This window comes from Chlorogloeopsis fritschii PCC 6912 (genome assembly GCF_000317285.1).
GTDB lineage: Bacteria > Cyanobacteriota > Cyanobacteriia > Cyanobacteriales > Nostocaceae > Chlorogloeopsis > Chlorogloeopsis fritschii.
The window spans coordinates 26464-51852 of sequence record NZ_AJLN01000094.1; the positions used below are offsets into that span (position 1 = coordinate 26464).

The window sequence follows — 25389 nt, forward strand, 5'->3', positions numbered from 1 at the left end:
ACTTTAAGGTTCACCAGAAGAACAGGCATAAATTAAGGGTATTTGAATATGAAAAAGAATATTGGTGCCTTTGCCCTAGCTTTAACAACATTACTAACAGGTTTTTTGTCAGCTTGTGAAACTACTACTTCCAACACCACATCTAACAATGGAGGTAGTGCGACTCCAGCAGGTTCAACAACTACAACCACAGGTAGCGCTCAAGGATTGAAAATTGGTTCGTTGTTACCAACAACAGGTGACTTAGCAGCGATCGGACAGCAGATGGTGCAATCTGTTCCCTTACTTGTAAACACTGTCAACGCTTGCGGTGGTGTGAACGGGCAACCCGTGACTCTGGTACAAGTAGACGATCAAACCGATCCCAGGGCTGGTGCTGCAGGTATGCAAAAACTGGCAACATTGGATAAAGTTGCAGGTGTAGTTGGTTCCTTTGCCAGCAGCGTCTCCACAGCTGCTGTTTCCATCGCCGTGCCGAATAAAGTCATGCTGATTTCTCCTGGTAGCACCAGCCCCGTATTTACTGAAAAAGCTGCAAAAGGGGGCTTTAAAAGAGACAACGTCAGCTACTGGGCGCGTACTGCTCCTCCAGATATCTATCAGGCACAAGCTTTAGCCCAACTTGCTAATAAAAAAGGTTTCAAACGAGTTGCCACGGTAGTGATTAATAACGACTATGGAGTGGGATTTGAAAAAGCATTTGTGCAAGCATTTGAAAAACTAGGGGGAACTGTAGTAAATAAAAATAGACCTGTTCGCTACGATCCCAAGGCTACTACCTTTGATACTGAAGCCCAAGCCGCATTTGCAGGCAAGCCAGACGCAGTACTGGGTGTATTTTACGAAGAAACAGGTAGTCTATTTCTCAAATCAGCCTATCAACAAGGCGTGACTCAGGGAGTGCAGATGATGCTCACCGATGGTGTGAAGTCAGACACATTCCCAGAAAGAGTTGGTAAAGCATCTGATGGTAAATACATTACTGCTGGAGCAATAGGTACGGTACCTGGTTCCAATGGTAAAGGACTAGAAGCTTTTAACAAGCTTTGGCAATCTAAAAGAGGAGCACCACCAGCACCGTATACTCCCCACGGTTGGGATGCAGCAGCCTTGTTAGTGTTATCAGCTCAAGCAGCGAAGCAAAACACTGGTGTGGGAATTGCCAGCAAACTCCGTGATGTTGCCAATGCTCCCGGTACTGAAGTTAGCGATGTTTGCGAAGGTTTGAAATTGCTGAGAGAAGGTAAAGATATTAACTATCAAGGAGCTAGTGGCAACGTGGATATTGACGAAAACGGTGATGTGGTAGGTGTTTATGATGTTTGGACAATAGGTGATGATGGCAAAATTAAGACCATCGATCAGGTTAGTCCTAAGTAGGAACTAGGAAGAGCACCAGACGCGGCGACGCGGAGAAAAGGAGACGCGGAGAAACTTTTATTTACATTCTCCTTGTCTTCTTTTCCCCTCTCCTCTTCCTAACCCCGATTAAATGCCAAAGCCTCCAAAATTATAACCAACGCCTATTGATAAACCGATATCAGTTTCATCAAAAAATGCTGCATTTATAGCTGCATTCGCCGTAAATTGGGTATTGAGTGGTACATCTACACCACCAGATAAAAGCAAAGAGACTTGAGAGTCATCACCTGTTTTAATCGCAGCGCCAGCACCAACATAGGGAGCGATTGGTAACGCTTCACTAAGTGGATCTCCTAGCTGCTGAAAAGTAAAGTCATAGCTGACAGGAATTAAAAATACCGTATCGTCTCCAAGTACCGCTGATGGGCGTACTGATAAAGCTCTGGTAAATCCAATTTTACTGATAATCATAAAATTGCCATCACCTAAAGCTGAATCGCCACCACTCAAACCAATGTTTGCTGCTACACCGATATAGCTAGAGCCTCCACGGGTTGCTGTACCGATACCAATATCGGCTTGAGCCACGTTGGGAGTAGATGTTTGGGCATTCGATTCTGAATGCTGGGGAGCGAGTGCAGCCGAGGAAGTTGCTACTGTGCCAGGGGTAGGTATAACTGAGGAACTAGATATCGCTTGAGTGTTTGCCTCTACTTCAGTTTCGGAAAGTTGGGTTAACTGCTGAGTACTGGTTGTATCTACACTCTGAGCAACAGCAGGTAGCCCACCACCTAAAACCGCCACCGCCGCTAAACTCAGCAAACCAGAAGCTTTTTTATGAAAAACAATAGTATTCACGTTCACTCCTCAAAGGATATTACCTCAATAGATAGCGAGTCTTATGGTTTTTCAACCATTTTTTGCTAACATTTAACATTTAAGCTCAAAAAATAAATTCCCACATCCATAGTTTCAAGGTAGTGCTAACGTTTGAGGAGTAAAAACTTCAAAAATATTTAGTTGGTTTGACGGATGACAAACTTCTGTAAAAATGCGAAGAATTTTGCCTCTACATTGATGGAAACGAGTCGAAATTCTCGACAAACCCGGCTTTCATCATAGTAACGTACCTATTGAGCCTAGATGCGGACAGCGATCGCTCCGAGCAGTATAAAGGAGTGACGTTTACATAACGTTAACTCTTTGTTCCTTTAGTTATGGGATAATATATTCTGTAACTCCTCAGAATTTAAAAGAAAAAATGTAATATACCCAACTAAATTTTGCTTGACTCAAATCTTCAAGCCATCGGGTAGGCGATTGATAAATATATCAAAAGTATGAGAGATTAATGAATATTCTCTCCGTAGTACTTATAACTTAAATTACTGCCGTTGTTAGACTTGTGTGGTGGTACATGCAACATAGGCGGATTAGACAAACTCCTCCTTCTACTTTTCCCTTTGAGGTTATTAGACCCAATGGAAATGTTCTGTCTGTAGTTTTCAATACAAACTGCAACGATCCCATTGCAGATTCCCGCATACCTTATCAAATGCGAGTAGTTGATCGCAATCTTCGGCGCGAATTAGAAGATAAATTAGAAAGATTTCGCTGGCTTTTGATTGTCGGACAAACAGGATTAGGAAAGACAAGAGAAGCGGCAGAATTAGCCCAACTATATAACAGAGAAGGTTGGACAGTTTTATGGCTTACATCAGCTAGGTGGGTAGATGAACCAACCCAAGAACAGTTGGAAAAGATTGGGGCTAATCGCAAATTACTGTTTTTGCTTGACAATCTCAATCAAAGGATGGATAGCCCAAATCAAGCGGAGGAATTTGAGTTAGCTCCTTTGATCCCGCCCATACAGGAGCGACTGTCACGAGTTTTGGAGGTTTACGAACAGTTCTGCGGGCAAGAAAATATGCGAGTGATTGCCACTGCTGGCAATGAAACAGAGTCTAAGATTCCAGGTAAGTTGAGCGAATGGGAAAAACTGCAATGGGAGAGATACTATAAACAATGGTGGCAGCGCTTTGAAGTTTATAAATTACCAGAACCGGACAATACAGCAATTATTCAGTTGTTGAGTGATACTGTCCCCCAAACTCAGATTAAAGCCAAGGAAGAAGATTATCTAGCGATCGCCCACAAAAATGACGGTACGTTCACAAATATAGTCGAGAATTTGCGTCTATTAAGAAATAAAGGCTTGCCCCTAACTTCTAATCATTACATTGAATCTTGTCAGAGCATCTGGGAAAAGCGCTATACATATGCAGTCAAAAAATACCCTGCTAGCCGATATATTTACGACGCTATAGATTTATTACGCCAATTTGATATTTCACTAGAGCGATGCATTGTCGAACCAACTGCCCAGTTGATGGTGCGGGGAAACTTCTTGCAGCAGTCATGGCATCGCCGACAAATTCATCAGGCTCTCAATTATCTAATTGAAACTGAACATATCCTCAGCCCCCGCAAAGGACAAATTGAAGCCAAAGGCACCAAGGTAGAAACAAGGGAATATATACGTCCTTTATCTCGGTTAATGTGGCAACTGACAGACAGATACCCCCAAAAAATGCTGAGTTCGCTCTTTAATTTTGGCTGGCGGCTGTCAATTTTAAATCATCCCAAAGAAGCCTTAACCTGCTTCAACAAGCTGATTGCTTTCAACCCTGAAATCTCCGATATTTGGTTTTACGCGGGTGTAGCTTTGGATACGTTGGGGTACTATGAGGAAGCATTTGCTTGTTGCGATAAGGTTATAGCAATCAAGCCAGATGATTACCACACTTGGCATAATCGGGGTAAGGCGCTGTACTTTTTAGGGCGCTATGAAGAAGCAGTTGCCTCCTACGACAAAGCACTCTCACTCAAGCCTAATTTAGAGCAGGCTTGGTACGGGCGGGGTTTAGCACTGAAAAACCTAGAGCACTGTGAGGAAGCAGTTACCTCTTACGACAAAGCACTCTCACTCAAACCTAAGCATTATCAAGTTTGGTACAGCCGAGGTGTAGCGTTAGAGGAATTAAAGCGTTATGAAGAGGCGATCGCCTCCTACGACAAAGCACTTTCCATTAAGCCCGATTTGGATCGAGCTTGGAACAATCGAGGCAATGCCCTGTACTTCTTAGGGCGCTACGAGGAAGCAGCTGTCTCCTATCACAAAGTCTTAGGGATCAAACCTGAAGATTACCAAGTTTGGTATAGCCGGAGTGTAGCATTAGCAGATTTAGGGCGTTACGAAGAAGCACTTGCTTGTTGCAATCAAGCACTCTCGCTCAAGCCCGACTACGAGCAAGCTTACTATAATCGGGGCAATGCGCTGTACTTCTTGGGACACTACGAGGAAGCAGTTGCCTCCTACGATAAAGCAATTATTATCCAGCCCAACGATTATCAAGCTTGGAATAATCGGGGTAATGCCCTGTTTTGCTTAGGATTTTACAAAGAAGCGATCGCCTCCTGTGACAAAGCGCTTTCCATGAAGCCTGATTTAGAGCAAGCCTGGTACTGCCGTGGTAATGCTCTGTATTTCCTGGGTTCCTACGAAGAAGCAATTACATCCTACGATAAAGTCTTAGAAATCAAGCTCGACTTAGATGAGCAAGGCTGGTACAACCGTGGTAATGCCTTGTATTTCTTGCGGCGTTATCAGGAAGCAGTGACATCCTACGACAAAGTGTTGGCAATCAAGCCCAATCACGAGCAAGCTTGGAATAACCGAGGCAATGCACTGTACTTCTTAGGGCACTACGAGGAGGCGCTTGTCAGCTTTAATAAAGCAATAGAACTTTCTCCTGATTCCTTTGGCGCTCATTACAATAAAGCTTGTTGCTATGCTTTGCAAGAAAATGTAGACTTGACGCTTGAGAATTTGAAAGAAGCGATTAACCTTAATCCTGAATGCTTGGAGATGGTAAAAACCGACTCTGATTTTGAAATAATTCTCAAAGATGAGCGGTTTAAGACGTTGATTGCTAATAACTGAGGTAGCGATCGCCTTTCATAGCAGCAAAACTCTCTAATGCTTAAGTTATAAGACTACTGCTGTAATTATTTGTGAGTGTAGCTACTGTCTAATGAATTAGGTATAAATTATGTTTCAATCCATAGAAGGAGTTTACAAGCACGGTAAGATAGAACTTTCTGAATTACCATCAGACATATCAGAAAGCCGTGTGATTGTAACTTTTTTAGAATCAAAAAACAATAAACCAAAAAAGCAAATAATGCAGTTTGGTATGTTTTTTGGGGAAAAACAATCAACGGAAGAGGACTTTCAAATTGCTGAATTTCATGGGGAGATCGAGGATGAACTAGACTGGTCATAGGCAATTATGAAGTATGTCATCGATACTCATGCACTAATCTGGTTTCTTGAAGGGAATTCACGATTAGGTGCAAATGCCAACGCTATTCTTTCTAACCCTGATTCTCAATTAGTTATCCCTGCAATTACATTAGCTGAGGCTGTTTGGATTGTTGAAAGAGGAAGAACATCTATTCCTTCTGCCAAAGATTTATTTTCAGCAGTTGAAGCTGATCCCCGCGTGTTAATTTATCCACTTGATAAAGATGTAATTGAAATAACTATGAGCTTATCCGCTATTAATGAAATGCATGATAGGCAAATTACTGCGACTGCAATAGTTTTAGCAAGCAAAGGTGAAATAGTGCAGTTATTAACGTGCGATCGCAATATAACTGCATCAGCTTTAGTTCCAGTGATTTGGTAGTTTTATTAATCTTACCTATCCTGTGGCTGTAGCTTATGCCAACCATACCAGTGGCGAACCGCCAGCCAAATAGCTGAAAGTAATCCTGCTAAACTCAGGGTAAGCCCACTATAGGGTACTAATAATCCAAACACGGGCAGCACTGCCCCAGCAATGGTACAAATAACGGCTGCGAGGGAAGCACGACGGCTCGATCCCAAACCCCATGTCAATGTTAGCAAGATGAGTGAAATCAAAGTCCAGGCTAACTGCGGATTCATGATGCGGCTCATATAAGTTAAAGCCAGCAAACAAGCAAAGAATATGCCACCAGCAACAGCTATATTTTTTAAACTCATCGGTAGTGACAAGTACAACAACAGCATCCACCACAGAAATAATGCTGGCGCTAACAGTAACAGCCGGGGAAGAATGCCTGTGTGACGAATGGGGTTAGTGTTTGTAAACACGCCAAAAGGATTTTTAACTGCAACATTGTCATCAAATGTCCAAGTAAATTGGGTGCTTTGTCCCTCGCCTGCAATTTCATTTGGTACAATGCCACTGGCAAAATCTGCTCCTGGAAAGTTAGCTGTTGCTACTAGACGAAAGTTTTTGAGCAACTGCCCATCAGCACTATATACCCAACGCGATCCCCCTTGAGCTTTATAGGTGAGTCGAAAGTTCGTTTCTTCACCTGGTTGTAGACGGAAGGGAAAGCCGTAATCACCTGGATTAATTTGTTGCAACTTTTTACCAGATTGCTCAATTTGATAGCCAGCAAGCAAAGAGTAGCCGTTGGGTGGTGGAGCTTCAAAGAAAAAACTATTAATATTCTGAAGCTGATTAATTACTTTATAGTCAGCAGCATAATCTACGCGATATACGGCGCGGCGATTTTGAACATCTGGAGTTTGATCGATTTTTACCTGAATTTGCGAACCAGCCAGTGTCAAGTAGCGGTTTTCTTCTCGCGTCTCATTTACCTTAACTAGCTTGTTATTAACTTGAGTTGTATAAGTGTATGGTACTTTAACTACATAGCGTACTTGCGGTGCAACTTGTTCTAGCCTGTCACCAGCGACACTTTCTGCTACCTGCGCTACCTTTGCTTGTTCCCAGTGATGATATCGATTGCTCAAAGTAGAACAAAGAAAAAATCCAGCTACTAGCAAAACTAATAACAAAAATAAATGTTGCAATCCTCGTAGAAGTTGGGAGTAACGAATAGCCCATTCGTCTATGAATATCGCTTCTTCTGGTTGATTGCGACGCAGGGAAAAGTTGATGAGAGCGATCGCTACTCCTAAAGCGATAACTAAAAATACCAATAACAGCGAAGCTTTGAGTGCATGGGTTCCAAATTGGAGGAGTTCAGTAGGATGCGTAAGATCGGGTATTCCAGGAATACCTTGGGCTGGTTCAGACATAGGGGAAATTTCGGAGAATTTGGAGAAGCAGACAGATAAATTCTCTCAAAAGTTTCTCGTATTAAAAAAACATTCCCATTTCCCTGCTAGCCCTACAAAACCAACAATATGATCGCTTATTTGATACAGTCGCAAACCGTGCGTAGAGAGCTACGCTTCTTGTCGCCAAACATCGCATTTACGAAACGCATTTTGTGGAACTGGTGCTTTCCTATCGGTTAGAGACTTTAAGATGAGAACATATAATTTCAGGAGATTAGCTTAATGACATATATCTCCCAAAAAACCTTCACCAAAGAAGATTTTCTCTCTCAATACCGAGATAATCCCCGCTATGAACTAGCAGACGGAGAACTAATCGACATGGAACCAACTGGCCCCCACGAAACGGTGAGTGGCAAAGTTGCAACTCAAATTGGTATACACCTTGTTGCAGAACAACTTCCCTGGTTTATTCCTCGCACTTGTTTAATTTACCCGTTTGCGGATGCAGCCACAGTTCGTCGTCCTGACGTTGTAGTTCTTGATGAAACCGTTCTCGACCGTGAACCCCTTTGGGAGCGAGAACCCGTAATTACGCTCTCGAGCTCAATTAAACTGGTGGTTGAAGTTGTTAGTACCAATTGGGAAACTGATTATGCTCGCAAAGTTGAAGAATATGCGCTTTTTGGCATTCCTGAATATTGGATTGTGGATTATAAAGGATTGGGTGGAGTCGCATTTATTGGTAAACCTAAACAACCTACCTTCACTGTTTGTCAACTAGTTGAAGATATGTATATTCAACAACAATATCGATTAAATCAATTAATTAACTCACCACTTTTGCCTCGCCTTCATCTTCGCCTAGATGATATTCTTCCTCGTTGAGTGTATGTATTCACGTTGAGGTGCGATCGCGTAGCGGCGATTGTTCTATCACCTCAATTAACCGCACCACCAAAAGTGCGATCGCAGAGAAATCCCCCAGTGATTTTTTCTGGGGTTAAGTACCTTGCTAGCCCTACAAAGCCAACAATGCGTAGTAGCTATGCTTCTTGTCGCCAGACATCGCTAATTTGATACAGTTGCGAAGTGTGGGTAGAAGTTGCATCGGCTTTCGCGAGACATCGCTTGTGAAAATAAGCTAACGTGAGAACAGTCTCTATAATTCAATGTTGCCAAAACTTTGAGGTTTTTACAATGAAATGGACACTTGAAGAAGCAAAAAAACAGCTATCTTCAATAATTAATGCGACTAGTCAAGAACCCCAGCTAATTTATACTAAAGAGGAACTAGTGGCTGCAATTATAGACCCTGAGCTTTTCTATGAATTTTTAAGCTGGCGGCAAAAAATTGCGGAAACATCTCTAGCTCAAGTCTTTAAAGAACTTCAGCAGTTATGTACTGAAGAAAATTATAGCTTAGAGATACCAACACGAGGCGATCGTGACAATCCTTTTACTGAAGAATAGGATGAGCCATCTTTGTGACACTAATATCATCAGTGAATTAACTCGTCCAATGCCAAATTTAGGAGTAATAGCATGGAATAGTACTGTGACATCTATTAATTTAAGTGTGATTACAATTGAAGAAATTTATTATGGTTTAACAGTGAAGCCTAATACTAGAATCCAAAACTGGTTTGAAAACATGAGAATTACTGCTGTTCAAGATCCCTAATTCTCCTACGTACTCTCTGACGCTCTGTTGTTTTAAATAAGTTTTGATAGAGGCTTTCAGCTTGTCGATAATTTTCTATTGCTAGCTCCCTATTCTCTAAAGCATGGTAGGCATCACCCCGCTTCTCATATGCGAGATCAAATTCAGAGTTAATTTTAATAGCTTGGGTATAATCCTCAACAGATGCTTGAAATTGACCTAATTCATATTGACAAAGACCTCTCCTGTAGTATGCTTCAGAAGGACTTATGCTCTCCCATTGGCCGTTAACTTCAATAGCTTGAGTGTAAGCCTGAATCGCTGCCTGATAATCTTTATTATTTTCGTGGACTAACCCTTGATTGTAGAAGGCAAGACAATAATTGGGTTTGAGCACGCTTGCCTGATTCCAATCTTCAAGGGCTGCCTGCTTGTTATTTGAATCATAATAGCCTAGACCTCGTTCAAAATAAATAGTTGCTTCATCCAGTTCATAGGATGTACTGTTGAGTTTAATGGCTTGAGTGTAATCATCAATTGCTGCCTGATAATCCTTTAAATCAAAATAAGTTAGACCCCGCTCATAATAGGTACGAGAAGATTTTGCTTCGTGGTTAATAGATTGAGTGTAATCTTCAAGGGCTATTTGCTTATTACCTGAGTCATAATTGGCAATACCTCGTTCAAGATAAGCACGAGCAAGGTTTATAGTTCCCCACTCACTATTGATCCTAATGGCTTCGGTATAATCCTCGATCGCTGCTTGATAATTCCCTAAATTATGATAAGCAAGTCCACGATTGAAGTAAGCAACAGAGTAATTAGGCTTAAGCTGAATTGCTTTAGTATAGTTACGAATTGCCCCTTCGTCATTCTTTTTCTCGTAGTTTTTTAATCCCCGCTCAAAGTAAGCTCCAGCACTTGTAAATTTCCGCTCATTGAACTTTTCTTCAATAGAAGCCACATCAATATCCTTAAGTCCTAATATATGCTGCAAGTACCTTAATTCATCCCTTATCTCTTCATTCACAGGAAAGTCTAGTAGAATTGCCTCCTCAAAGTTCTGCTCATATAACAGTCGCTTTTCTTGAAATTCCTGGGTAGGCTGAAGCACCTCAGCCATGATTTTTTCTGCTTCCTCTGGTGACAGTCCTAATTTTTTGCGGTTCTCTTCTAATGCGCTGAGGAGAATACTGGAAAATTTTCCCTGTCTGCGTTGCGCCCAAAGTTCAACCTCTTTACGGTAGGTAAGTTTATAATCACCTATAGGAGCTTTTGCCAATCGAATGGCATAACCTTCCTTGACTGGGAAAAAGTTTGGCTTCATATCAGATCTCGCTGCCTGAGTTTTCCACTTGGCATACTCATGCAACTCTTCCACTGTGATTATGCCATTTTTATCCGTATCAGCTGCTCCCGTCTCAATGCCTTCTACAATAAAGCGAGTATAAATACCTACACTGCCCTCTTCAAAAGACTCTTGTGTTTCGGTAGAGGAGGTTAACACTGCTCGACCTTCTCCACCTAATAGAGTTGCAATTTGAATCGGCACTGAATTCAAACCTCTTCCCGTTGCTGACAAGCCTTTTGCAAATGCACCGCTAAAGCAACAATCTAGAATCAGTACCTGTCGTTTAGAAGGACTTCGATTCATGAAACCTTGAATAGTTTGAGCGGGTACAGCAGTTGCAGTTAAAACGTCCCTTTGCTGATTTTGGCGAGTATTTCGAGTGGCAAAGTACAAATTATCATGTTCATCTCGAATACCATGACCTGAAAAATAAAGCAAAACTAAATCATCCTTTTGGCGACCTTCAGCAAACAACCTTTCGATCTCTATTTGCATTGTTACCAAATCGGGGTTAAGCAATGGCTTGACATCGTCAAACTCACCCATATTTCGATCGCGTAAGACTCTCTCCATCTCTTGGATGTCTTTCTTAGAACCTGGAAGTGAAGGCAATCCATGTTCGTATTCGCTTACAGCAATTAACAGTGCTACTTTTACCATTTGTGCCTGCCTACCTATGCTGCAATAAAATCTTGAGCAGCCTTGATCGCTGCCTCAAGTTCCTCTAGACTATTAGCTTTTACCTGAATTTTTTTGCCGTTCGCCTCTACTGCTAATTCAATAGGTTTCCTAGCTAGAGATATTCTCAAAAAATTCAATACCTTTTTAGCATTAGCTACATTTACCTCAGCCGTAAGCAAGCCAACTAAATATCCTCCTAATGCTCTGCTATCTTTTGGAGTACTAGGAACGGGAACGCGATTGACGGCATCTACTTCTCCCATTTCCCTCAATTCAGCCATTAACCGCAGAACTTGTTCGTTTTGTTCCTCAGCTTCAAGATTAGGATCGTTGAAGTGAATTGTAAATTTGACACTGGAACTATTTGCCATGCTGTCTTACCTAGTATTACAACCGCACTTATTTAACCTTTGATGATTGCTTCAAGGTTGGGTCTTTCCTTTTCTGAAAGCTGTTAAAACTTCTTTATAAAATCGACGGTAGTCCTTAGTAAGGTTATATTTGTGTCTTTGCGATTCATATTCAAAAAGCGATCGCTCTCTTCCTTTGCGGTAAATTGACAAATGCAAGCACGCAGAGGAACAAGTCATGAAAGCAGTATTAATGACAGCAGCGGGAAATCCTGAAGTTCTGCAAGTGCAGGAAGTGACAAATCCCGGTGTGCCTGTTGGCGAAACTGAACTTTTGGTACGTTTAAAAGCAGCAGGCGTTAACCCCATTGACACAAAACTTCGCAAACGCGGCACTTTCTACCCCGATCGCATCCCTGCCATTTTAGGATGTGACGGTGCGGGTGTAGTTGAGGCAGTAGGTGCTGGCGTGCAAAAGTTTCGCGTCGGTGATCATGTTTATTTTTGTAATGGTGGCTTGGGCGCACACCAAGGCAACTATGCTGAATTTACCACCATTGATGAGCGATTTGTTGCCCGCAAACCCGCATCTATATCTTTTGCAGAAGCAGCAGCAGCACCTCTAGTATTAATCACGGCTTGGGAAGCTTTATACGAGCGGGGAAGACTCGAACCAGGCGAGCGAGTATTAATTCATGCTGGTGCTGGTGGCGTCGGTCATGTGTCAATTCAGCTTGCTAAACTTAAAGGTGCTCATGTCTGCACCACAGTAAGTTCCCAAGACAAAGCAAATTTTGTCAAACAACTCGGTGCTGACTACCCCATTTTGTACAAACAAACAGATTTTATCCAAGCAGCCTTAGATTGGAGTGGTGGTGAAGGTGTAGATTTAGCTTTTGATACTGTCGGCGGAGAAACTTTTCACAAAACCTTTCCAGCAGTGCGCGTGTATGGCGATATTGTGACGATTTTAGAACCAGACGCCAATACAGTTTGGAAAGCTGCGAGATTGCGCAATCTCCGCATTGGTTTGGAATTAATGCTGACACCGATGTTGCAAGAAATGGTGGAAGCACAACAGCACCAAGCCGAGATTTTAGAAGAGTGTGCAAAATATATAGATGCAGGCAAGTTAAAAATTCAAGTTAGCCATAGGTTGCCACTAGAAGAAGCAGCCAAAGCTCACGAATTACTTGAAAGTGGTTCGATGACGGGTAAAATTGTTTTGCTGATTGGCGAGGAGTGATTGAATAGATTTTTTTTTCAAACGCAAAGGAACGTAAAGGAAAACGCGGAGGAACGCAAAGGCAGAACTCTGCGTTTAACCTCTGCGTGCCTCTGCGTTTCGATAATTATTTTCTTTAGCCTTATCTTCCTTCCCCTACCCGCTTGGGGCGCACCTGCACAACCAGAACGCACGCCCTTAACTTTAGAATTGTTGCAAGAACGATCGCGCACGCCGACAATTCGCGAAGGCAATTTGACTATAGATTTGCGGCAGATGGTGATAGATTTACGCCCAGAAAATGCTGCCTTCCGCGATGCTTTTTACCAAATGCTGCGGAAAGAATTGCAAAAGGCTGGTTCTAAGCCTTTGGGTTTAGACTTGAGTTTTTCTCTGATTCAAGGAGATTTTATCGGTAGCGATTTGGGTTTAAGAACTCCCCTTTATGCCCAGGCGATCGCACCAATATTTACTGCCGCAGAACAAGAACAACTCGAACGCTTGCGTGTGGTTTGCTTGCAGTCTTTTACCTTGGCGTTTCCCACCTCTAAAGATTGCCGATCGCTTTTGGCAACTCCCCCAGCTGCATCTAGTGAAATCAGTGTTTTCCGTGGCTCGGTAGTGTTAGAGCAAACGCATTTTACTGGGGCTGTGCAGTTTGCCAATACATTTTTTCTTCAACCTGTAAATGCTACAGGCGCTATTTTTAGCCAAGAAGCGAATTGGATGGAAACGCGATTTAGTCGTGGAGTGAGCTTTGCAAATGCCACTTTTCGGCGCGAGAGTCAGTGGCAGAGCAGTATCTTTTTTGATAAAAGTAATTTTAAACAAAGCCAGTTTCAGGAAAATGTTTATTTTCAAAACAGTATCTTTGCAGACACTGCCAATTTTAATCAAGCTATTTTTAAACAGTTAGCAAAATTTAATCGCGCCCAGTGGCAAGGAAATGCAGATTTTTCTGGTGTGCGCTTTGTCAATTCAGCCCAGTTTACCAAAGCTAATTTCAATCAGTTCTTGTTTTTAACAGAAGCTGCTTTTGAGCAAGCTGTGACTTTTCGGGAAGCCCAGTTTAACCAATCTGTGAATCTGCGGGGTGCTAGCATTCTCAATCAAGCAGATTTTAGCGATGCTGAATTCGCTCAAGAAGCTTTTTTAAATGTCTCTGGGATCGCTTTTAATTCCAATCAAGCCAAAATTTTAGGCAATCCTGGTCAAATAGGTGAAAAGTTAGTAGTATCAACTTTACAAGGCAATCAAAATGTCTTGCGGAATTTGGGGCAAAATTTTCGCCAGTTGCAGCAAATTGCTGATGCCAATCAATTGGAGTATACAAAACAGCAATTGCGATTGGCACAGTTAAACCATCTTTTGGTTGGTGCAAATATTAATAGTGCTTCCGAAAAACGTTTAATAAATCTTGGTTTTTCACCAACTCAAGCAGAAGCGATCGCCCGTCGCCGCTTGATCCAACCATTTCGCAAACAGAGTGAGTTACTGACTCTCGCAGACATCGATTTAGATACCTACACGCAACTGAGTTCTCGGATTGTTGTTGGTGAACCCATCTCGTTTGGTAGGTGGTTGTTACAAGCTTGGCATTGGCTGACATTGAGTTTATTGCTGCTGCTTTCTGGCTACGGAACGGATTTTTACTTAGTATTTGGTGTTGGTTTGATTGCGATCGCTTATTTCGGCATCTTATTTTGGCTAGTCGATCGTTTTCGTCGCCTACACCCTGTACCAATTCTGCCTACAGTTTATGAGACTATATCAATGCTAACTAGTTTTAGCCTGTTGACAGTGTTTGGTGTCTTTGCCATTTTTCGTACTGCCGAACAACCTTGGCTAACAATGGGTTGTTTGACAGCGATTATTGTTCCCGTGCCAGTACTTTTGTTGCTCCGCTTATATCAACAAGGGCGCTATCATGACTTAATGAATGTTTCCTATTTCACAGAAGACGGGAGTATGCGGCAATTAAGATTACTAATTGGACGCTTGCCAGTCATACCCAGGTTTGAAATATTTCGCGATCGCTATCTGCCACTACTGTGGAACAGTCGTTGGAATTGGCTAAACTACTATGACTTTAGCCTCAACAATCTACTCAAACTCGGATTTAATGACGTTCGCCTGCGAGATCAACATCTTCCCGGCATCATCACTACACTAGCTTGGTTGCAGTGGAGTTTAGGTATACTTTACATTATCCTGGCTTTATGGACTCTTTCCCGCACCATTCCAGGATTGAATTTGCTGATTTATTTAAAATAATCGATAAAATTTACCACCAAGCATGATACAAGGGCATAGGTAAAAAGATTTCTTCCCCTGCATTCCCACATCCGTTTCAATTCATGTGTTCACGAGAAAACCTCTCTTCCCTAGCCTCTAGCCCCTAGCCCCTATTTCAGATACTCCCAAAATCTCTCCATCAAATTGGCTTTAGTAGATAACTTGTCATCAACCGGAACAATCAGGCGATCGCGATAACAAAAAGTTTTTTTTAAAGCTCCTAGTTTTCGCTTTTTTTGTTTGCGGTTACGAAGATGTGTCATTTTCAGTTTTGCTTGCAGTTTATAAACGCTTACATCTTGCGCTTGCACTCCGAAAACGGTATCAAACCATTGTTGTAATTGGTTATACCGTTTAATTGTCCCATTTGATTGTTGAATTTGTTCATCTGAAATTTCAACTGTCCAATACAGTATTTTACGCACTTTAAATAGACTCTTTTGAGACTTTAGTACTGAGGTTATTCCTCCCTCTCGGTAATCTATCAACCACTTTTGGATTGTGGATTTGTCTCTGCCGAGTATCTTCGCTATTGCGCTTACACTCATACCTTCTGTTTTGATTAGGTAGAGTGCTTGTATACGCTCTTTGAGTCGCAGATTTTTCTGCTGGCGCAACAGCACCTCCAAGTCTGCTGCACTCTCATTGATTTGAAATTGGGTAACACAGGCCATTATTTGTCACTCATGCAATCTCTTCTACCATGTACCATTTGTCTTTTTTTTAGACTGGTATGGTAGCCCATTATTTCAATACAATTCAGGAGCGGAGCCAGAGACGTTTCCGTTAGCTCCAGTCAGAATTCAGTAGAATTTACACGAAAAATATCAAAAATGATGTCTCACAAAAATGGATTGAGATTGCTAACTCTGACTGCTTTGGGAACCTCCTGAGCTTGAGAGTAGAATTCATTGGCAAGATATAAGCGGCTGTAGGGTTCATTGTAAGCATGAACTCCATTTACTATTAGTCCTAAAACATTTTGACCTGATTTCTCTAAAAACTCCTTCGCAAATAAACCGCTAGCATAATCAACAACCCCAGGGCGAGCGACAAACAAAACACCATCAGCCATATGTCCTAAAGTGGCAGCATCAGCAGCAACTGTCAAAGAGGGAGCATCAACAATCACAAAATCATAGTTGCTAGTAAAAGTTTCCATCAACGCAGCCATTTTTTTGGAATCGAGGAGGGAAGCTGGAGAAGGAGGTACTACACCAGCACTCAGAATATCCAAATTTTCCATTACAGTTTTGATTGCTGTTTTCAATTGTGCTTCTTTGACAATCACATTGCTTAACCCTTCATGATTTGGTAGTTCCCAAATATGATGCTGAACTGGGCGGTGTAAATCCCCATCTATCAGCAAGACTTTACGCTCCATCTGTGCCATAGCGATCGCTAAATTAGCGGCTACCGTTGACTTACCTTCTGTAGGCACAGAACTAGTCACAACAATCACTTTTAACTCTTTATCGGCACTCATAAACTTGAGATTAGCTCGCAGCATCCGAAAAGCTTCACTAATAGGCGATCGAGGAGCATTGCGAACTACAAGCCTTTGGCTGCACACCTCTGGTTCTTTCTTATTACGCAGAGATTTTTTCGACTTGTCAAAAGAAGGAATCACCCCCAATAAAGTAAATCCAAACAACTCCTGTGCTTGTTGAACAGTGCGAATAGATTTATCTCTAGCTTCCAAAATATACACAGTAGCCAAAGCTGCCGCACTAGCCAATACACCAGCGCTGAGGTACAAAACAATAGGAGAAGACATTGGTTCTTCTGGAACTTCAGCTTTGGTAATAATACTGGCATTACCCACATTTTGATTTTCAGCAATCCGGCTTTCTTGTAATTTTTGTAGCAAAAGTGAGTAAGTTGTTTGCGCTGCTTCCACTTTACGTTCAAACTGCCGCTGCATTTGTTCCAATCTCGGCAGATTGTTCAGTCTTTGCCTGTAAGCATTTAGTAAATTAGACAAAGTAGTCGCTTGATTTGCTAAACCTTGACGATTTGCTTCTAATTCTGCCAGTCTTGCGGATAGTCGTTGTTTCAACTCTCCAAGTTGCAAGTTTGTGTTTGGTTGTGGTTGAGTGCTTCCTCCAACGAGTTTAATTCGTTTTTGCATTAGTCCATTTAAAGACTGGATTTTTTCTTCTAAATCTATGATTTGTGGATGGGTATCTTGCAAAACAGTGCGCCTAGCTGCAAGTTGCGTCTCTAACAGTTGAATTTCTCTCAAGACATCTTGCACCCCTGGTGTTTGGCTCAGGGCTGTCGTCGCTAATGCCTGTTGAGAGTTCATATCCAACTGTTTGCGAACTTGTTGAGATTGGGCTTCAACATTGGCGAATTCAGATTGAACTGTGTTAATTTCCTGTTGTAATTCTGCAATCACTCCCACTGCCCTAGTTGCTTCTTCCTCTAGAGCAACAACTTTGTACTTTTCTTTAAACTTTGCTAATTCTGCTTCGGCATTGCGAACTACAAATTCTGCATTTGGTAGTTGTTTTTCGATAAACTTGCGGGCTGCTGATGCTTCGGATCTCAAAGAAGAAACATTTTGCTCTAAATAGTTATCCATCAAATTATTAACAACCTGCGTAGCTATCTCCGGATCTTTATCCTGATAAGTAATTTGGATAACATCGGCTCCTTTGATATCTTTTACAGTTAGTCGTTTCAGAAAATCTTTGGGTTTTAAGATATCTCCTTTATTGTCTTGCAGGTCAAGTTCTCTAATAGTTTTTTGGATCATCGGTAAAGAAGTGATTACTTCTGCTTCTGTTTTGAGAGGATTAGTTTGAGTATCACGTCCTACTGTTTCTAATGTGCTTAATTCTCTTCCTACTCCTGTCAGAAGTGATGTAGTATTTGTGCGTTGGAACCGCAGTTTTCCTTCTGCTAAATAAGTAGGTTTTTTAAAAAAAGTCAAACATATGACAGCAATCAGAAAAGTGGGTAAAAATATGTTTAAAGCAGGCACCCAGCGCTGTTTCAAAATTTGATAGTATTTCGCTAGTGGCAAAGAATTTGCTTGGGTTTCTATCATAAATTTCTCCTCGTGACAGATAGAATTAGTATTTAAAAATCAAGAATTCAGGAGTTAGGGGGCAGAAGACAGAATCAATTCTGAATTCTGATTCTGCATTCTTCATCAATGATTGTGTTTTAACAAGAAATAATAAAGTGCCTGTAGGGTGGTCTACAATTAGTGGCGGGTCTAAATCTCCCATAAAGAGTGTTCTGGCTTCTGGATTCTTTTTTAATACTTAGAAAATTAATAAAGGTTCTGTTTTTCTAGAAACATAGTGCACTGCGATAATTTCATCAATCACTCGCTCCAAATCTTGGTCTGTGAGATTAGAACCAGAAGGCAAGCAAAGTCCTTGTGTAAATAAATTTTCTGCCACTGCACCACCAAAACATTCACATTCGGCAAACACGGGCTGGAGATGCAAAGGTTTCCAAACTGGACGAGATTCAATTTGCTGTGCGGCAAGGGCGAGGCGGACTTGTTCTCGATCTGCACCAAAAGCTTTTGGATCTATCGTCAAGCAGGTTAGCCAACGAGTAGCACATCCATAATTAGCTTCCGGCATAAATTCTATTCCCGGTAAAATCCCCAAAGTAGAAGCGTAGCTCCTAAAGTTGCGTTGTCTAGATGCAACCCGCTCTTTCAAAACACGCAACTGCCCGCGCCCAATCCCTGCCGAAACGTTGCTGAGGCGATAGTTGTAGCCAATTTCTGAATGTTGGTAGTGGGGAGCCGGATCGCGTGCTTGAGTTGCCAAAAAACGAGCTTTTGCCACTAACTGCTCCTCAGGCGAAACCAACATTCCTCCACCAGAAGTGGTAATGATTTTATTGCCGTTGAAGGAGTAAATACCAATACGTCCAAAAGTACCGGGAGAACGTCCTTTATAGGTAGCACCTAATGCCTCAGCTGCATCTTCAATTAAAGGAATGTCATATTGATTGCAGGCTTTGAGGATTGGATCGATATCTGCACTTTGACCATACAAATGTACAACTATAACTGCTTTGGGTAACTTGCCAATCCGGGCGCGCTTCTCTAGTGCTTCCTGCAACAATTCAGGATTCATGTTCCAAGAAGTGCGATCGCTATCAATAAATACAGGTTTTGCTCCGAGATAAACAATCGGATTGGCACTAGCAGCAAACGTCAGAGTAGAGCAAAAAACTTCATCCCCACGTTCTATACCGACTAGTTGCAAAGCTAAATGCAAAGCCGCCGTGCCAGAAGCTAGAGCCGCAGCATAATTAGCACCAGTTACCTGGCAAAATTCCTCTTCAAAAGCATCAATATGTGGCCCAACAGGTGCTATCCAGTTGGTATCAAAGGCTTCTTTGACAAATTCTAGTTCGCGATCGCCTATGTGAGGAGTTGAAAGCAGAATTGGTTTTTTCATCTTCATCCCTTCTTCTTAAGAACGATAGGCAGGAAAAAAATCTGATTTGAGTAATTCTTCAGTTTGAATGTTTAATTTTTTTGCACGCAATTCAACTAGATAGCGATATTTTTCTTCGTCTGTAATTAAGCGTAATGTCGAGAAAGTGTAGCTTTGTTTAGAAAAACCTGCTTTGAAATGGTAGAGACTATCTTGAGAACTTCCTAGCCCCCCACCTAAATGAAAAACTTGGTTGCCGCGTTCCTTTGCCCAGAATCTCACATAATCAAACATGAGCTTGCTTGGAGCATCTTTCAAAAACTTTGTTTGCGTACCGCCCAGGTGATACTGAACTATTCCACAGCATTCAGCAAACAAACCTGCACAAGCTATTTGCTTATGAAATTCAACAATACATAGATGCAGTTTATCTCCCAAGAAATAAGCTATATCTTCAAAGTATTTTCTTCCAAAATAATAGAAGTCTTTAGCTTCTACTCGATTCATTGTTTCTTCATAAATAAGATTGAACTCATCGATGTATTTATGAAGAGGCATCATTTTAGCCTTAAAACCAGAACGCTTGCATCTATTAATCTTATTACGATGTGCTGGTCTGGTTTGATGCCAAATATCCTGAGCATCTAGTGTCAAATCAATAGCAACTGTCGTGCCATTCTCCTTTAAAATATCACTGTTTAACTGAGTCAAATTCTGGTTAAGTATGGGATGAAGTCTGATAAATCCTGAACAAACTTGTTTATTCCGCAACACTTCTGTAAGTTTATCTATCGCCAAGTTTAAAAATCCTGGAGTGGCAGCAGCAGCTTCATTTAATAAAAATCCAGGATAACCATAGGGCGAGACAATATCAAAAACTTCTGTTGTAAGCTCATCGTCAAATAAATCATCACACCGACGTAGTAAGTAAGGTAGAAAAAAGATTTTTTCCTCATCGACTATCACAATAGCCTCAGGTATCGCTTTATTTCTTTTCGACTCTAAATACACATACTCAGGCAAATGATAAATGTCATAACGAAGCTTTACCAGAGTTTGTAACCACAAAGGATTAGTGATATCAATGACTTGAATATTCATGGTGAGGAGCCAAAATTTCTATGTTTACTTCCGTTCTTTCCGTCCTGTTAAGCGATAATATTTGTATGGATATCGCCAGCGAATCAATTGGGCGATGATAGGATTCATTTGCACTCTAGCTGGAATATGCTTGACTGAAAAGCCTATTCCATCTTTAAAAATACAGAGCTTTTCATCTTCAGGTGAGTGCAAACCATTGACAAGTTCATGAATTGTGTCAGAGTGTTGGCAGGCTTGCACAAACTCAAATACTAACCCTAAGTTAATATTGGTTGTTATCGCCTCCGTTGAGATATAAAGATGCTCGAAATAAGCAGTTCCACTCACAGCATATCCAGAAATATAGCCTCCTAATTTATCGCCAATCAAACCTACAAGTATTAATCGGCGCTTAGAATCTACATAGTTTGTCAAACTGGCAAGATATTCAGTTTTCGAGGGTATTTTCAAATATTCTGTTCGTTTTGCTGCTGAAATAACGACTTCATACCCCTGTTCTTGCAGCAACTTTGGAGAAGTTAGCTGGAAAATATTTACTTTCTTTTGACACTGGCGTAGATGTTTTCTACGATTTGCTGACAAGATGTGCAAACTGTAGTTTTGAAGATTAGATAACAAATGAACAGGTATTGAGCCATTGGCTGCTGTAGCATTCTGATCGCGCAAAGCCGCCCTAAATCCCCAAGAAAATGACACTGGGCAAGTCGCCTGCTCTGCACTCAAGCGAGCCAGCCAATGCAGAGGTTCATAAAAGCCTGTAAGTGTTTGCTGCCAATAACAACCCTGATGGTAAATAACCTGCTTTCCCTGCTCTACTTGCCAGTTTGCGAATTCTTCTTCCGTCATGGAGTTGAGGACAGCTTTTTTTACATCCAGTATTTGTATAGAACTCATGAGTTGTACTTCTTTAGTTTTTTGTTCATGAAACTACGGTATCGACACGTCCTAAATTATTTGTGATTAGTTCAACTTGCTCTGGTTCAACCACAATTTCATTCCAATACTTGAACATAGCGATCGCTCGTAGTTGCGGCACCGGAATCGGATCGCCCAGAACATAATGTTTGATGAGATAGTCTACCGAGTTGAATCCAGCATGGGCACGCAAAGGAGACGTACCAGAGAAACGGGCATTGATCTCAAAAATTTTAGGGATTCCTTGATCGACTCGGAATTGAAAATTTAAAGGCCCCACCCCACCAAGCTGTTCTGCAATCTTAGCTAGCAAAGAGTTGAAAGGAGCGTCAGGTTCAACATAGGCACGATAAGTATTACCATCCCGTAGTTCGCGCCTCATGGTGACTACTGCCTTGACAATTCCCTCCATGTCTACCACCACGCCACTAGTATACTCTTGGCTAGCAGTAGCAACACATTCTTGAATGATAGGATTTTCCACACAACGCAAGGCTTGATTTAATTCTTCCTCATTCTTGACAAGGTGAACACCAACAGAGCGAGCACCAATCCGAGGCTTAACGATTAATGGAAAATCACACTCCCGCAACAGATCGCAAATCCCGCTAGGCAATACTGATTTAGGATAAGGAAATCCATTTTTGAGCAGAAACTCATAAGTCAACCATTTATCATCAGCAATTTGGATAACATGGGGTGGGCTAACAATGATTCGCGTTTTATACCTAGATTCCAGTTCTAACTTGTTTTGAGCATATATCATCAGTTCTATATCTGTGCCAATCAAGACGACATCAGGTCTTTCACGCTCAAGAATCCGGCAGACTACATCTAAATAAGATGGATCGATCGCCAGGGGAACTAAATATGCTTGATCTGCCCAATACAACCCGACAGACCGAGGATCGGGATCTACCGCAATGATATGGTAAGGAGTATCAGCCATTCGCAAGCACTTGATAATGCCTTGACCTAATAAAGCACCCGCTCCGGTTACGAATACTTTCATGGCGCTCCGACTCCTAAACCATGTAATTGATCTCGACAATTAGCCAGTTGCTCAAGACGATGCACGTCTGAACCAATAGAAACATAGGGATTAATTTCTGCGCATAACTCTAGGAAATTGGGTAAATTGCGCAGATAATACGTATTAATTTCTACAGCAATTTTTCGCTCTAAGCTCACCTTCATTAACTCGCGCATGAAGTCTGTTGGAAACTCATCGTGAAGCCTAGAATACATACCACCAGGATGAGCTAACACATCTATAGGAGCAAACTTCAGCAAGCCAAGAGCTAATTCAAATTCAATTTGAGCAAACTCCTCTAGTGTCAATCTAGACACGTTAATATACCCCCCTTGCCCATTTGGAAAGCGGTGAACGCTACCTAATACCAAATCGCACTCAGCCAAAATTTCCTCTGAGACATCAAAGCCACCATTGGTATCAAGAGCCTTTGCTTCACAACCAACTAGCACCCGAAGTTGAGGATAAGCCTCTGCGTATGACCTAACTTCTTGTACAAACTCTGGAAACCAATTTGTACTTTTACGAACATGCTCTGTAAAAGCTACGCAACTCAAACCTTTTTGAACAGACAATTGCAGGATGTCTGAAACTCTAGCTTTGCCGTCTGTCCAACTAGTATGCATATGCAGATCGCAGTTAATGTCTGACCACTGCAAATCACGAAAACATCTAAATTGATACGGTTTGTTAGGATTTTTAGTATCTGTATTATTGGCGATCGCTATAGTCGTCATTGCATTTACCTTTACCCGGATAAGGCTGTGGAATTGATTAGAATGCTGAAGCAGTAGCAAATTCTGGTTGCGATATAGCCTCCGTATATAAAGCTTCGTATTGCTTCAAGATTTGCGGCACTTCATAATTCGTAATCCGCTCACGTCCACGCTGGGCTATAATTCTGGCTGCCTCTGGGTTATCTAGAATCAATGCCATCGCCGCTGCCAGTTCCTCAATGTCTCCCACTGTGAAAAGTAAACCACTGCCTCCTTCTAGTAAGTCCCTAGTTCCACGAATATCTGTACCGATCGCCGGAGTTTCCATACACAAAGACTCCATCACACAATTGGGCAACCCCTCTCGATCAGAAGCCAGCACAGTTGCAACCGCAGTACGCATTAAAGTTGGAATATCCTGGCGTAACCCCAAAAAGCGAACTTGATTTTGTATCCCCAATTGAGATGCTAACTGCTGCATCTGGGGCATTAACGGCCCATTTCCCGCAAAAGCCAAACAAGCTTCTTTGCGAGCTAGACGAGCAAATGCTCTCAAAACATCTTGGGGATGTTTGCGCTTGATGAACTCAGCGACAGAGAGAAACAATGGAGTCTCAGGCAGTAAACCCAACTCTTGCCGCAGCTGCACAATTTCAGCTTCAGGAATGGCATGACGATTAAAACGTCCAACATTTAGCCCTGTTCCTGGTATGTAGCGGACTTGTTCAGGCTTAATAAGATGACGCTTCGCTGACTCTTCATCTTCGCGATTAACCACTACTAGATAGTCAGTCCAGGGCGCAGCCAGCTTTTCTAGCCCCAGAAAGACAGAGTTTCTAATTATTGGCCCCCCATTGTAGAAGTGAAATCCTTGGGCAGTATAAATCACTTTCACTCTTCCCTGCTTTCTCAAATCATTCAGTGCATACCGCGTTACAAATGCAGCTACTGGTGTAGTTACATTTACTATGTCATATTCCTGCTTTGCAAATACCTCGCGAATTTGTTGCGGGGCAACCATCAGATTTTGTGGCTTGAGAGGATTGCGTGACCAGTCTACATCCCAAACTCGATCAAATAGTTCCAAGCATTTAGAGTCACTAGAAATTCCAGCCGCCATCCCATCTACACGCCAGCCCTTAGCTTGCAAGTGGCGTGTAATGTAGGTAAAAAAGCTACTTAATGTAATTGGAATTGTCGCAACTATTAACAGTTTATTCATAGTTCCCCTCCATAGGGATATCTCATTTCAAACTTGAAGTAGCCCTTGCTGAACTGGTGGCAAGTCAACTTTGCCGGGTAAAACAATTTAGACAACTCTGTTCAACCTCTTTCTTTGCGTCCTTTGTGTCCTACCCTGCGGGAAGCCGCTTGCGCGTCTATGTGGTTCGTTACCTTATCAGTTGCCATACCGCTAGTCACCTGTCTCCTATCTCCTATCCCCTATTTATTCCTCCTGCCTTCTTAGACAACTTGTCTCACTAGATAAAAAGCCTCAGCAGCAAAATGATTAACTGTACTTCCACGTAAAGTAGCTAATGCCCGCAATGTTTCTTCAGAACGCTCGTCGGGGAAAGGTCTAATTTGTGAAGCATACATTTGCATGGCTTCCAGTTTTGTTTCCAGGTAAGGAGAGATATCAACGAAAACGTTAGGGACAAAGTTAATTGTTAGATAAGGAGCGTGCCAGTTAGTTTCTGAAAGTGTTTCGTAAGCATATATTGTTTTTGGAGCATAAGGATTATTTGGTCTTGCTGCCACCAAAGACGATAAGAAAACTCTTTGATGATCCATGTGAATATCCCCATAAAAGGGAATAAAAAGTGTATCTGGTTGAAATTTTTTAATTAACTCAAATATTTGCCTGTTAACATCGCGATGGGGAACAGTATCTAATCTAGCTGCCGGAAATGAAAGAAATATGGTTTCTTTAACACCTAAAACATGATGTGCAGCTAAAGCCTCTTGGCGGCCTTTTTGAGTCATCTCCTCAGAATAATCGGGTGGACACCCTTTAGTCACGATCGCTACATAAACTTCAGCTCCCTCAGCCGCAAATCGAGCTATTGTGCCTCCAACACCCAGCACTTCATCGTCAGGATGAGGTGCAATAACTAGTATCTTGTTGCTCATAGTTTTC

General features: G+C 41.8%; 22 protein-coding genes. 9 read left to right on the plus strand and 13 right to left on the minus strand.

The genetic code is table 11. The annotated features are described in order from the left end of the window. Window positions 1-48 precede the first annotated feature (48 nt). Complete coding sequence (locus UYC_RS0117950; protein ID WP_016875937.1) at window positions 49-1380, plus strand: ABC transporter substrate-binding protein; 1332 nt, start codon at window positions 49-51, stop codon at window positions 1378-1380. Between the two features lie 108 nt (window positions 1381-1488). Here UYC_RS0117950 and UYC_RS0117955 read toward each other — a convergent pair whose 3' ends face one another. Further along, a complete protein-coding gene (locus UYC_RS0117955) occupies window positions 1489-2220 on the minus strand; it encodes a hypothetical protein (protein ID WP_016875936.1) in 732 nt (243 codons plus the stop codon). Between the two features lie 559 nt (window positions 2221-2779). Between UYC_RS0117955 and UYC_RS0117960 the strand changes: the two genes are divergently transcribed. The 3 genes from UYC_RS0117960 to UYC_RS0117970 all read left to right on the plus strand — a co-directional run bounded on the left by UYC_RS0117960 (window position 2780) and on the right by UYC_RS0117970 (window position 6113). Further along, a complete protein-coding gene (locus UYC_RS0117960; protein ID WP_016875935.1) occupies window positions 2780-5365 on the plus strand; it encodes a tetratricopeptide repeat protein in 2586 nt (861 codons plus the stop codon). Window positions 5366-5474: 109 nt separating this feature from the next. Continuing rightward, the gene (locus UYC_RS0117965) at window positions 5475-5708 is read left to right on the plus strand and encodes a hypothetical protein (RefSeq protein ID WP_016875934.1); all 234 of its coding nucleotides are present in this window, start codon (window positions 5475-5477) and stop codon (window positions 5706-5708) included. A 6-nt stretch (window positions 5709-5714) separates the two neighbouring features. Then, window positions 5715-6113, plus strand: coding sequence for a type II toxin-antitoxin system VapC family toxin (locus UYC_RS0117970; protein WP_016875933.1), 399 nt, complete (start codon window positions 5715-5717; stop codon window positions 6111-6113). An 11-nt stretch (window positions 6114-6124) separates the two neighbouring features. Here UYC_RS0117970 and UYC_RS0117975 read toward each other — a convergent pair whose 3' ends face one another. Continuing rightward, window positions 6125-7522: a hypothetical protein gene (locus UYC_RS0117975; protein WP_016875932.1), complete on the minus strand. Its 1398-nt coding sequence runs from the start codon at window positions 7520-7522 to the stop codon at window positions 6125-6127. Between the two features lie 264 nt (window positions 7523-7786). Here UYC_RS0117975 and UYC_RS0117980 point away from each other — a divergent pair, with 264 nt between their 5' ends. The 3 genes from UYC_RS0117980 to UYC_RS0117985 all read left to right on the plus strand — a co-directional run bounded on the left by UYC_RS0117980 (window position 7787) and on the right by UYC_RS0117985 (window position 8977). Further along, window positions 7787-8392, plus strand: a complete 606-nt coding sequence (locus UYC_RS0117980; RefSeq protein ID WP_016875931.1) for a Uma2 family endonuclease — start codon at window positions 7787-7789, stop codon at window positions 8390-8392. Continuing rightward, the gene (locus UYC_RS37895; RefSeq protein ID WP_127011368.1) at window positions 8393-8584 is read left to right on the plus strand and encodes a hypothetical protein; all 192 of its coding nucleotides are present in this window, start codon (window positions 8393-8395) and stop codon (window positions 8582-8584) included. Between the two features lie 120 nt (window positions 8585-8704). Further along, a complete protein-coding gene (locus UYC_RS0117985) occupies window positions 8705-8977 on the plus strand; it encodes a hypothetical protein (RefSeq protein ID WP_016875930.1) in 273 nt (90 codons plus the stop codon). Window positions 8978-9165: 188 nt separating this feature from the next. On the opposite strand, the gene UYC_RS0117995 is transcribed toward UYC_RS0117985, so the two are convergent. Beyond that, entirely contained in the window at window positions 9166-11178 is a 2013-nt protein-coding gene (locus tag UYC_RS0117995) for a caspase, EACC1-associated type (protein ID WP_016875928.1), read from the minus strand. 14 nt (window positions 11179-11192) lie between these two features. After that, the gene (locus tag UYC_RS0118000) at window positions 11193-11570 is read right to left on the minus strand and encodes a hypothetical protein (RefSeq protein WP_016875927.1); all 378 of its coding nucleotides are present in this window, start codon (window positions 11568-11570) and stop codon (window positions 11193-11195) included. Between the two features lie 217 nt (window positions 11571-11787). Here UYC_RS0118000 and UYC_RS0118005 point away from each other — a divergent pair, with 217 nt between their 5' ends. Next, window positions 11788-12795 (plus strand): zinc-dependent alcohol dehydrogenase family protein, encoded by a 1008-nt coding sequence (locus tag UYC_RS0118005; protein WP_016875926.1) that lies wholly within the window; start codon window positions 11788-11790, stop codon window positions 12793-12795. 105 nt (window positions 12796-12900) lie between these two features. After that, the gene (locus UYC_RS0118010) at window positions 12901-15048 is read left to right on the plus strand and encodes a pentapeptide repeat-containing protein (protein ID WP_412093825.1); all 2148 of its coding nucleotides are present in this window, start codon (window positions 12901-12903) and stop codon (window positions 15046-15048) included. A 131-nt stretch (window positions 15049-15179) separates the two neighbouring features. Here UYC_RS0118010 and UYC_RS0118015 read toward each other — a convergent pair whose 3' ends face one another. The 9 genes from UYC_RS0118015 to UYC_RS0118055 form a co-directional block, all read right to left on the minus strand. Continuing rightward, window positions 15180-15743, minus strand: coding sequence for a helix-turn-helix domain-containing protein (locus tag UYC_RS0118015; RefSeq protein WP_016875924.1), 564 nt, complete (start codon window positions 15741-15743; stop codon window positions 15180-15182). 167 nt (window positions 15744-15910) lie between these two features. Beyond that, window positions 15911-18124 carry a GumC family protein gene (locus UYC_RS0118020; protein WP_016875923.1) on the minus strand — a complete coding sequence of 738 codons (2214 nt, stop codon included), beginning with the start codon at window positions 18122-18124 and terminating at the stop codon, window positions 15911-15913. 220 nt (window positions 18125-18344) lie between these two features. After that, window positions 18345-19505, minus strand: a complete 1161-nt coding sequence (locus UYC_RS0118025) for an aminotransferase class I/II-fold pyridoxal phosphate-dependent enzyme (protein WP_016879603.1) — start codon at window positions 19503-19505, stop codon at window positions 18345-18347. Between the two features lie 15 nt (window positions 19506-19520). Further along, on the minus strand, window positions 19521-20585 hold the full coding sequence (locus UYC_RS0118030) for a GNAT family N-acetyltransferase (RefSeq protein ID WP_016875921.1): 1065 nt from the start codon (window positions 20583-20585) through the stop codon (window positions 19521-19523). A gap of 24 nt (window positions 20586-20609) precedes the next feature. Next, complete coding sequence (locus UYC_RS0118035) at window positions 20610-21479, minus strand: hypothetical protein (protein ID WP_235082987.1); 870 nt, start codon at window positions 21477-21479, stop codon at window positions 20610-20612. Window positions 21480-21504: 25 nt separating this feature from the next. Further along, on the minus strand, window positions 21505-22512 hold the full coding sequence (locus tag UYC_RS0118040; protein ID WP_016875919.1) for an ATP-grasp domain-containing protein: 1008 nt from the start codon (window positions 22510-22512) through the stop codon (window positions 21505-21507). Continuing rightward, complete coding sequence (locus UYC_RS0118045) at window positions 22509-23270, minus strand: PHP domain-containing protein (protein ID WP_016875918.1); 762 nt, start codon at window positions 23268-23270, stop codon at window positions 22509-22511. Before UYC_RS0118045 ends, UYC_RS0118040 begins: the two co-directional genes overlap by 4 nt. 37 nt (window positions 23271-23307) lie before the next feature. Next, window positions 23308-24471 (minus strand): glycosyltransferase, encoded by a 1164-nt coding sequence (locus UYC_RS0118050; RefSeq protein WP_016875917.1) that lies wholly within the window; start codon window positions 24469-24471, stop codon window positions 23308-23310. Between the two features lie 242 nt (window positions 24472-24713). Next, window positions 24714-25382: a PIG-L deacetylase family protein gene (locus UYC_RS0118055; RefSeq protein ID WP_016875916.1), complete on the minus strand. Its 669-nt coding sequence runs from the start codon at window positions 25380-25382 to the stop codon at window positions 24714-24716. Window positions 25383-25389: the final 7 nt, after the last annotated feature.